Here is an 8,223-nt window from a genome sequence, read left to right on the forward strand (position 1 = left end):
TCATCAACGCCGCCGTCACTCCCGCGGCGCGGCCACCGGCTCAGTCTCGCGCACCAGCAGCTTCGATCCGTGCACATCGCGACAATCGGCCCATGCGCGCATTGCTCACCACCTTCTCCTGGCAGGAACTCCGCCATCACCCCTGGCGCAATGCGGCGGCCGTGCTGGCGGTGATGCTGGGTGTGGCGCTGGCCTTCTCGGTGCAGCTGATCAATGCGTCGGCGCTCGACGAGTTCGCGAGCGCGGTGCGCTCGGTCAACGGCCAGCCCGACCTGGAAGTGCGCGCCGTGCAGGGTGGCTTCGACGAGGCCGTGTTCGCGCGGCTGGCCCGTCATCCGCAGGTGACGCTGGCGAGCCCCGTGGTCGAGCTCCAGGGCCTGGCGCTGGCGGGCGAGCGCCAGGTTCCGATGCGCGTGATCGGCGTCGATGCGCTGGTGCTGCCTGCCATCGCCCCGGCGCTGATGCCACAGGCCGCAGCCGGTGCCGATCGCTTTGCGCTGTTCGCACCGGGCCATGTGTTTCTCAACACCGCGGCGCGCACCGCGCTGGGCCTGCCCGCGCAAGCGCCCGGCGGTGGCGTCGTGGAGACGATGCAGCTGCGCAGCGGCGATGCCTGGCAGCGGCTCGACGTGTCCGGCCACGTCGCCGCCAGCGGCTCGGCGCTCGCGGTGATGGACATCGCGGCCGCGCAGGAGCTGTTCGGCCAGGTCGGCCGGCTCAGCCGCATCGACCTTCGGCTGGCACCCGGTACCGACAGGGCCGCCTTCATGGCCTCGCTGCAGCAGTCGCCGGGCTGGCCCGCAGGCGTGCAGTTCGCCGAGCCCGGCGATGCGGCCGAGCGCGTGAGCAACCTGTCGCGCGCCTACCGCGTCAACCTGACGGTACTGGCGCTGGTGGCGCTCTTCACGGGCGCGTTCCTGGTGTTCTCGGTGCTGGCGCTCAGCGTGGCCAAGCGCGCGCAGCAGTTCGCGCTGCTCGGCGTGCTGGGCCTGACGCCGCGCGAACGGCTGCGGCTGGTGCTGACCGAATCGCTGGTGCTGGGTCTGATCGGCAGCACGGCCGGGCTCGTGCTCGGCACCGCGCTCGCGGCCTTTGCGCTGCGGGTGCTCGGCGGCGACCTGGGCGGCGGGTATTTCGAAGGCGTCGCGCCCAAGCTGCACTGGAGCAGCGGCGCGGCGGCGCTCTACGGCGGACTCGGCGTGGTGGCCGCATTGGTTGGCGGCTGGTGGCCCGCGCGCGCGGCGCAGGCGCTGCCCGAAGCGCAAACACTCAAGGGGGTGGGCGCGGCGCCTACCCAGGGCAACAGCCACTGGCTGGCGCTGGGGCTGATCGCGCTCGGCGCGGTGCTGGCCAACGTGCCGGCCATCGGCGGCATTCCAGTGGCCGCGTATTTGTCGGTGGCCTGCCTGCTGGTGGGCGGCATCACCGCCCTGCCCTGGCTCATCGCGCTGCTGTACGACCGCATCGCGCCCGCGTTCGCGCAACGCGTGCTGCCGATGCTGGCCATCGAGCGCGCGCGCCGCATGCGGGGCACGGCGGCCGTGGCAGTGAGCGGCGTGGTCGCGAGCCTGAGCCTCGCGGTCGCGCTCACGGTGATGGTCGCCAGCTTTCGCGATTCGGTCACGCACTGGCTCGACGTGGTCCTGCCGGCCGACCTGTACCTGCGCGCCACTGCGGGTGGGCGCGGCAGCAACGCCGGCAACAGCAGCAGCACCGACACCGCGACCTTCCCGCCCGCCTTCGTGCAGGCGCTGGCGCAGTTGCCCGGCGTGGCGCGCACGGGCACGCTGCGCACGAAGACACTGCAGCTCGACGCGACCCGGCCCGCGGTCACGCTGATCGCGCGCAGCCTCGAAGGCGGCGCCACGCAGTCGCTGCCGCTGGTGGGCGCCGCGCTGCCGGTGCCCGAGGGGCAGGTCGGCATCTACGTGAGCGAGCCGATGGTCGAGCTGTACGGCGCGAAGCCGGGCACCGCGTTCGCGCCGCTGTCGGCCGCAATTGGCGTGGCAGCCGGCACGAAGAAGCCGCAGGTGTTCTTCGTGGCGGGCGTGTGGCGCGACTATGCGCGGCAGTTCGGCACGGTCACGATGGACGCGCGCGATTTCGAACGCATCACCGGCGAACGCAACGTGAGCGACGTGGCGCTGTGGCTCGCGCCCGGTGCGTCGGAAGGCGCGGTGCAGGCACAGATGCGCGCACTGGCGGCGCGCCAGGAAGGCGGCTCCGCGGAGTCCGTCGAGATCGCCTCGGTCGGCCAGATCCGCACGACCTCGCTGCGCATCTTCGACCGCAGCTTTGCCGTGACCTACTGGCTGCAGGCGGTGGCCATCGCCATCGGCCTGTTCGGCATCGCCGCGAGCTTCAGCGCGCAGGTGCTGGCACGGCGCAAGGAGTTCGGCCTGCTCGCACACCTGGGCTTCACACGGCGGCAGGTGCTGGCGGTAGTGGCGGGCGAAGGCGCCGCGTGGACGGCCATCGGCGCGGTCGCGGGGCTGCTGCTCGGGCTGGCCGTGTCGGTGGTGTTGGTGAAGGTGGTGAACCCGCAGAGCTTCCACTGGAGCATGGACCTGCTGGTGCCGTGGCTGCGGCTGCTGGCGCTGTGCGGCGCGGTGGTGGTGGCGGGCACCGTCACCGCCTGGCTGGCAGGGCGGGCGGCGGCCGGCAGGGATGTGGTGTTGGCGGTGAAGGAAGACTGGTAGGCAGGTGCTTCGCCTGCCGCCCCGGCCTCAGCGGCCTGGCGTCAGCTGGATGCGCTCCACGGTTTCCTTCTCGACCGCGGCGCGGGTATAGACCAGCGGCACGTACTTGCCCACCAACCACAGTGGCGCCAGGTCGCGGTAGTTGGGGCTGTCGGGGTTGCCCGACTGGCCCGGCGTGTTGATGACACGCGACGCGTCCCAGTTGCCCACGTCGAGCACCATGCGGAACGAGGCGCCCGCTGTCAACTTGTAGTCGCTCGGCCGATAGGTGGCGGCCATCGGCGTGAAGGCCGAGCCGGACATGGGCCAGTCGCCCACGTCGAGCTTCTTGCGCGTGGCCGCATCGACCACGCCACCCAGCGGATGGCGGAACTCGGCGCGATGCAGCGTGCCCCACTTCCATGCGGCGGCATCGGGGCCGAGCCTGGCGCTGAGTTCCTGCATGGCGAGCGGCAGGGTCTCGAGCAACAGCGCGTCGCGTTGCTCGTTCGTGACCCAGCCGGACGGGTTCTCGAGCAGCAGCACCATGCGCGTGTTGTCGCCGGGCCCGGCCAGCGCGGCGCCCGCATCGCCCGCGCCGGCTTTGAGCACGGCCGCGCGCAAGGGCTTGCTGCTCCAGACTTCGTACAGCGCGGCGGCGGCGCTGTCGCGGTCCATGGCGCCGTCCCAGCCCTGGAGCATGCGCAGCGCCGAAGCGGTCTGCGGATCGTCGCTGCGCAAGCCGGCCAGCAGCTTGAGCAGCCGCTGCGCGGGCGTGGCGACGATGTCGTTCTGCATGCGCTGCGAGTCCTCGACGGTAAAGCGCGAACCCGCCGCCACCTTGGCCGCGAACAGCGCCTTGAGGCGGCGTGCGCGGGCCGCGTCGCTCCACTCGTAGCCGACGCCCTTCTTCGCGGCGGGGTGGTCGGGCGGAATGTTGTTCTCGTTGGCCGTCACGACATAGCCGCGCGCGGGGTTGAACTCCGAAGGCAACTCGTCGCCGTTGCGAAAGCCCGACCACTCGTAGCGCCCGTCGCCGGGCACCGGCATCAGGCCGTCCCAGTTGGGCCGGATGGGCGTGAGGCCGCCGGGGATCCAGCCGACGTTGCCGCTGGTGTCGGCGTAGACCTGGTTTTCGCCTGGCGCGCCCCAGCGGTTCATGGCCGCGCGAAACTGGTCCCAGTTGCGCGCGCGCATGTAGTCCATCGAACCGAAATACGGCGCCATGCCAGGCTCCAGCCACGCGGCGCGCAACGCATACGCGCGCTGCTTGCCGGGCTCGGCCAGCAGCACGGGGCCATGGCGGGTGAAGGTGTTGACCACTTCGCGCGGCGCGCTCTCGCCCTTCACCTCGATGCGCTCCGTGACGCGCGTCATCGGCTCCCAGCGGCCCTGGTAGCGGTACTCGCCGGGGTCGCTCGGGTTGAGCTGGTACACGTACAGGTCTTCCTGGTCCATGTAGAAGCGCGTGAGGCCGAAGGCGATGGTGCCGTTGTGGCCGATCGACAGGCCCGGCAGGAAAGGCTCGCCTGCGCCGATGGCGTCCATGCCAGGCGCGCTCAGGTGCGTCATGTAGCGCAGGCTCGGCGCGCCGTGCGAGCGGTGCGGGTCGTTGGCCAGGATGGGCCGGCCGGTGGCGGTGAGCTTCGGCGAGATCACCCAGTTGTTGCTGCCGTAGGCGCCAGTCGGGTCGCCCTGCGACGCTTGCTGCTGCTCTTCTCCCAGCTGCGCCGTGGCTTCCGCGCTGCCGGGCAGCAGGGCCACGGGCACGACAGTCGCGCCCGCGTTCACGCCCAACCGCGTATTGGCCTTGGTGAACTGCGGCGGCTCGGTGGCGCGCAGGTAGGCCGCGCGCAATTCGGTGGCCGGAATGCCGCACGGGTCGAGCCCCGGCGGCATGCGCGGCGTGACGGGCGGATCGAGCTCGCGGCGCAGCCAGTCGGCCTTGACGCCGGCAGCGCCCCCGCAGAACGCGCGGGCGCGTTCGATCTCGGAAGTGAAGTTGAGCGTGAGGCCGTGGTGGCGGATGCGCACCACGTCCTCGGGCGACCATGTCGCGGGCTGGTAGCCGAGCAGCGCGAATTCTGCGGGCAGCAGTGCGGGCTGTGCGCGCACCTGTGCCACGTAGGCGTTGACACCCGCGGTGAAGGCTTCAGCCACGCGCTTGGCGTCGGAGCCGTAGGCGAGCCATTCGCGGTACATGTCGCCGCGGTAGAGCACGGCGCGCGCGGCGCGATCGCTCTCGACCCAGGCCGGGCCGAAGTCCCTGGCCATTTCGCCGAGGCCGCGTTTGCGCCACAGGTCCATCTGCCAGAGCCTGTCGCGCGCGGCGATGTAGCCCTGCGCCACGAAGGCGTCGTAGAGCGTGCCCGCATAGAGATGCGGCACGCCCCAGCGGTCGATCAGCACCTCGGCGGGCTTCTCGAGCCCCGGCACTGCGAACGACGAGGAGGGCCGCGTCGGCATGCCGTTGCCGGAGGGGCTGCTGGCGCAGCCGGACAACGCGAGGGCCGCGAGCGCAACGGCGCCCAGGTTCGTTTTTTTCATGTGTCTCCGTCTCCTCTGCCTTGTGAGCGGCAGCGCACAGTATCCCGATTTACGGCCGCGCCGGGTTACAAACCATGACTTGTAGACTGAGGCCGATATGCAGCAAATACTTTCTTCTTCGTCCTGCAACGCCTGGCTCGACAGCGCCATCCGCCGCATCGAGGCCGACTACCAGCGCAGCGCCGACACGCACCTGATCCCGCTGCCCCTGCCCTCGCTTGCGGCGCACGGCATCGACCTCTACCTGAAGGACGAATCGACGCACCCGACCGGCAGCCTCAAGCACCGGCTCGCGCGTTCGCTCTTTCTCTACGCGCTGTGCAACGGCTGGGTGCGCGAGGGCACCACCATCGTCGAGGCCTCGAGCGGCTCCACGGCCGTGAGCGAGGCCTACTTCGCGCGGCTGCTGGGCCTGCCCTTCATCGCCGTGATGCCGCGTACCACCTCGCCCGAGAAGGTCGCGCAGATCGCCTTCTACGGCGCGAGCTGCCACTTCGTGGACCATGCCGCCCAGGTGTACGAAGAGGCGCGCGCGCTGGCCGAGCGCAGCGGCGGCCACTACATGGACCAGTTCACGTATGCCGAGCGCGCGACCGACTGGCGCGGCAACAACAACATCGCAGAGAGCATGTTCCAGCAGATGGCGCGCGAGCGGCATCCGGTGCCGAAGTGGATCGTGGTGGGCGCGGGTACGGGCGGCACCAGCGCGACCATCGGGCGCTACCTGCGCTATCGCTGCCACGACACGCAGGTGTGCGTGCCCGACCCCGAGGGCTCCGTGTTCTCGGCCTACCACCGCACGGGCGATGCCTCGCTGACGGACGCGGGCTCACGCATCGAAGGCATCGGCCGGCCGCGCGTGGAGCCCAGCTTCATCCGCACGCTGGTCGACCGGATGATCGAAGTGCCGAACCTCGACTCGGTGGCGGCGATGCATGCACTGTCGGCACTGCTGGGCCGCAAGGTCGGGCCGTCGACGGGCACCAACTTCATCGGCATGCTGGCCGTGGCGCACGAAATGCGCGCGGCGGGACAGCAGGGCTCCATTCTTTCGCTGCTGTGCGATGCGGGCGAGCGCTATCTGCCGAGCTACCACGATGCGGCCTGGGTGCGGAATGCCTTCGGCGACATCGCGCCGGCGCAGCGGCGCATCGATGCGCTGGTGGCGGCATGAGGCCTCCTCCTTCGCCGCTGTTCGGCCTCTCGCGGCGCGGCCTGCTGCTGGCGGCGCTCGCGGCCGGGCCGCTGACGGCGTGGGCACTGCCCGAGCGCCGGATGGAGTTCCCGCGCGACTTCGGCAGCCACCCCGACCTGCACACCGAATGGTGGTACGTCACCGGCCACGCGAAGACTCCGGGCGGACGAGAGTTCGGCTTCCAGGTGACCTTCTTCCGCTCGCGCGTCGACGCCACGCAGGGCATGCGCTCGGCCTTCGCCGCGAAGCATCTCGTGTTCGCGCACGCGGCCGTCACCGACCTCGAAGGCCGCGTGCTGCTGCACGACCAGCGCATCGCACGCGCGGGCTTTGGCGTGGCCGAAGCCGGCACCAACGACACCGACGTGCGCATCCGCGACTGGTCGCTGGTGCGGGAGAACGGGCTCTACGTTGCGCGCGTTCCGGCCGGCGAATTCACGCTCGAGCTGCGCTTCACGCCGACGCAGCCGGTGCTTCTGCAAGGCAACGCCGGCCTCTCGCGCAAGGGCCCCGAGGCATCGCAGGCGAGCTACTACTACAGCGAGCCGCAGCTCAAGGCCCAGGGCAGGCTCACGCTCAAGGGACAAGCCTTCGATATCGCCGGCGCCGCGTGGCTCGACCACGAATGGAGCGAAGCGCTGATGCACCCCGAGGCCGTGGGCTGGGACTGGATCGGCATGAACCTCGACGACGGCAGCGCCCTCACCGCCTTCCGCCTGCGGCGCAGCGACGGCAGCGCGCTGTGGACCGGTGGCTCGTTCCGCCAGCGCGATGGCGCGGCACGAACCTTCAGGAATGACGAAGTGCGCTTCGAAGCCCTCAAGACCTGGAACAGTCCGTGCACGCAAGCGAAGTACCCGACGCAATGGCGCGTGCAAACGCCCGCCGGCAACTTCGAAGTGCGCGCCTTGCTCGACGACCAGGAACTCGACAGCCGCGGTTCGACCGGCGGCGTGTACTGGGAAGGCGTGAGCGAACTGCTCGATGTCCAAGGCCACCGCGTGGGCCGCGGCTATCTGGAAATGACCGGCTACGCCGCACCGCTGAAGCTGTAACTGTTGTAGCCGCGCACAAGGCCTGACAACCGATTCCTTGCCGCCTGCGTTGGGAATCGTGCCCCACTCATTTAAAACGGAGGATCATCCATGAAGATTCGAATCGCAGTGCTGGCCGCGGCCGGCGCCCTTTCCATCCTTGCAAGCCCCATTGCCGCCAACGCGCAAGTCTCGGTCAACATCAACGTGCCCGGACTGGTGATGACGGCACCGCCGCCGCCGCGCTACGAGCCTCTGCCCCCGCCACGCGGCGGCTTCGTCTGGGTACCGGGCCGCTGGGCCTGGGACGGCCGCGCCTACGGATGGCGCCCGGGCGGCTGGCAGCCCGAGCGCGCGGGATACGCCTATGCCCCAGGCCGCTGGGTCGAAGACCGCGGCGGCTGGCGCTGGACCGAAGGCGACTGGCGCCGGCAAGAAGCCCGCCGTGAAGCCCGCCGCGAGCGCGAATGGGAAGACGACCACCGCCACCACGACGGCGGCCATCGGCACGGCCATGACCGCGATCGCGATTTCTGCCCGCCCGGCCAGGCGAAAAAAGGCAACTGCTGATTACCGATTGCTGATCCGCAAACACAAAGGGAGCCCAGGCTCCCTTTTTTGTTGGCCGCGCATTACTTCGCCCGCCGCCTGTCGATGAACGCGATGATCTCGCCCATGATCCCCTTGCGGAAGGCCAGCACGCAGATCACGAAGATCAGGCCCGTGACCATGGTCACCGACTCGCCCAGCGTGTTGAACCAGTCCACCG

At 70.3% G+C, this 8,223-nt stretch carries 5 protein-coding genes and 1 pseudogene; 4 read left to right on the forward strand and 2 right to left on the reverse strand.

Annotation, left to right across the window (positions count from 1 at the left end):
* The first annotated feature begins 92 nt into the window (after positions 1–92).
* Positions 93–2,699, forward strand: coding sequence for an FtsX-like permease family protein (locus PMI12_RS21300; RefSeq protein ID WP_007836596.1), 2,607 nt, complete (start codon positions 93–95; stop codon positions 2,697–2,699).
* A 27-nt stretch (positions 2,700–2,726) separates the two neighbouring features.
* On the opposite strand, the gene PMI12_RS21305 is transcribed toward PMI12_RS21300, so the two are convergent.
* Complete coding sequence (locus PMI12_RS21305) at positions 2,727–5,225, reverse strand: penicillin acylase family protein (protein ID WP_007836599.1); 2,499 nt, start codon at positions 5,223–5,225, stop codon at positions 2,727–2,729.
* Between the two features lie 97 nt (positions 5,226–5,322).
* Here PMI12_RS21305 and PMI12_RS21310 point away from each other — a divergent pair, with 97 nt between their 5' ends.
* The 3 genes from PMI12_RS21310 (at position 5,323) to PMI12_RS21320 (ending at position 8,024) form a co-directional block, all read left to right on the forward strand.
* On the forward strand, positions 5,323–6,399 hold the full coding sequence (locus tag PMI12_RS21310) for a PLP-dependent cysteine synthase family protein (RefSeq protein ID WP_007836607.1): 1,077 nt from the start codon (positions 5,323–5,325) through the stop codon (positions 6,397–6,399).
* Positions 6,396–7,475, forward strand: a complete 1,080-nt coding sequence (locus PMI12_RS21315) for a lipocalin-like domain-containing protein (RefSeq protein ID WP_007836609.1) — start codon at positions 6,396–6,398, stop codon at positions 7,473–7,475. The genes PMI12_RS21310 and PMI12_RS21315 overlap by 4 nt, the downstream gene beginning before the upstream one ends.
* 90 nt (positions 7,476–7,565) lie before the next feature.
* Complete coding sequence (locus PMI12_RS21320; RefSeq protein WP_007836611.1) at positions 7,566–8,024, forward strand: YXWGXW repeat-containing protein; 459 nt, start codon at positions 7,566–7,568, stop codon at positions 8,022–8,024.
* A 62-nt stretch (positions 8,025–8,086) separates the two neighbouring features.
* Here PMI12_RS21320 and PMI12_RS28905 read toward each other — a convergent pair.
* Positions 8,087–8,223, reverse strand: a pseudogene (locus PMI12_RS28905) (branched-chain amino acid ABC transporter permease); the annotation flags it as partial.

The sequence above is a fragment of the Variovorax sp. CF313 genome, from assembly GCF_000282635.1.
GTDB lineage: Bacteria > Pseudomonadota > Gammaproteobacteria > Burkholderiales > Burkholderiaceae_C > Variovorax.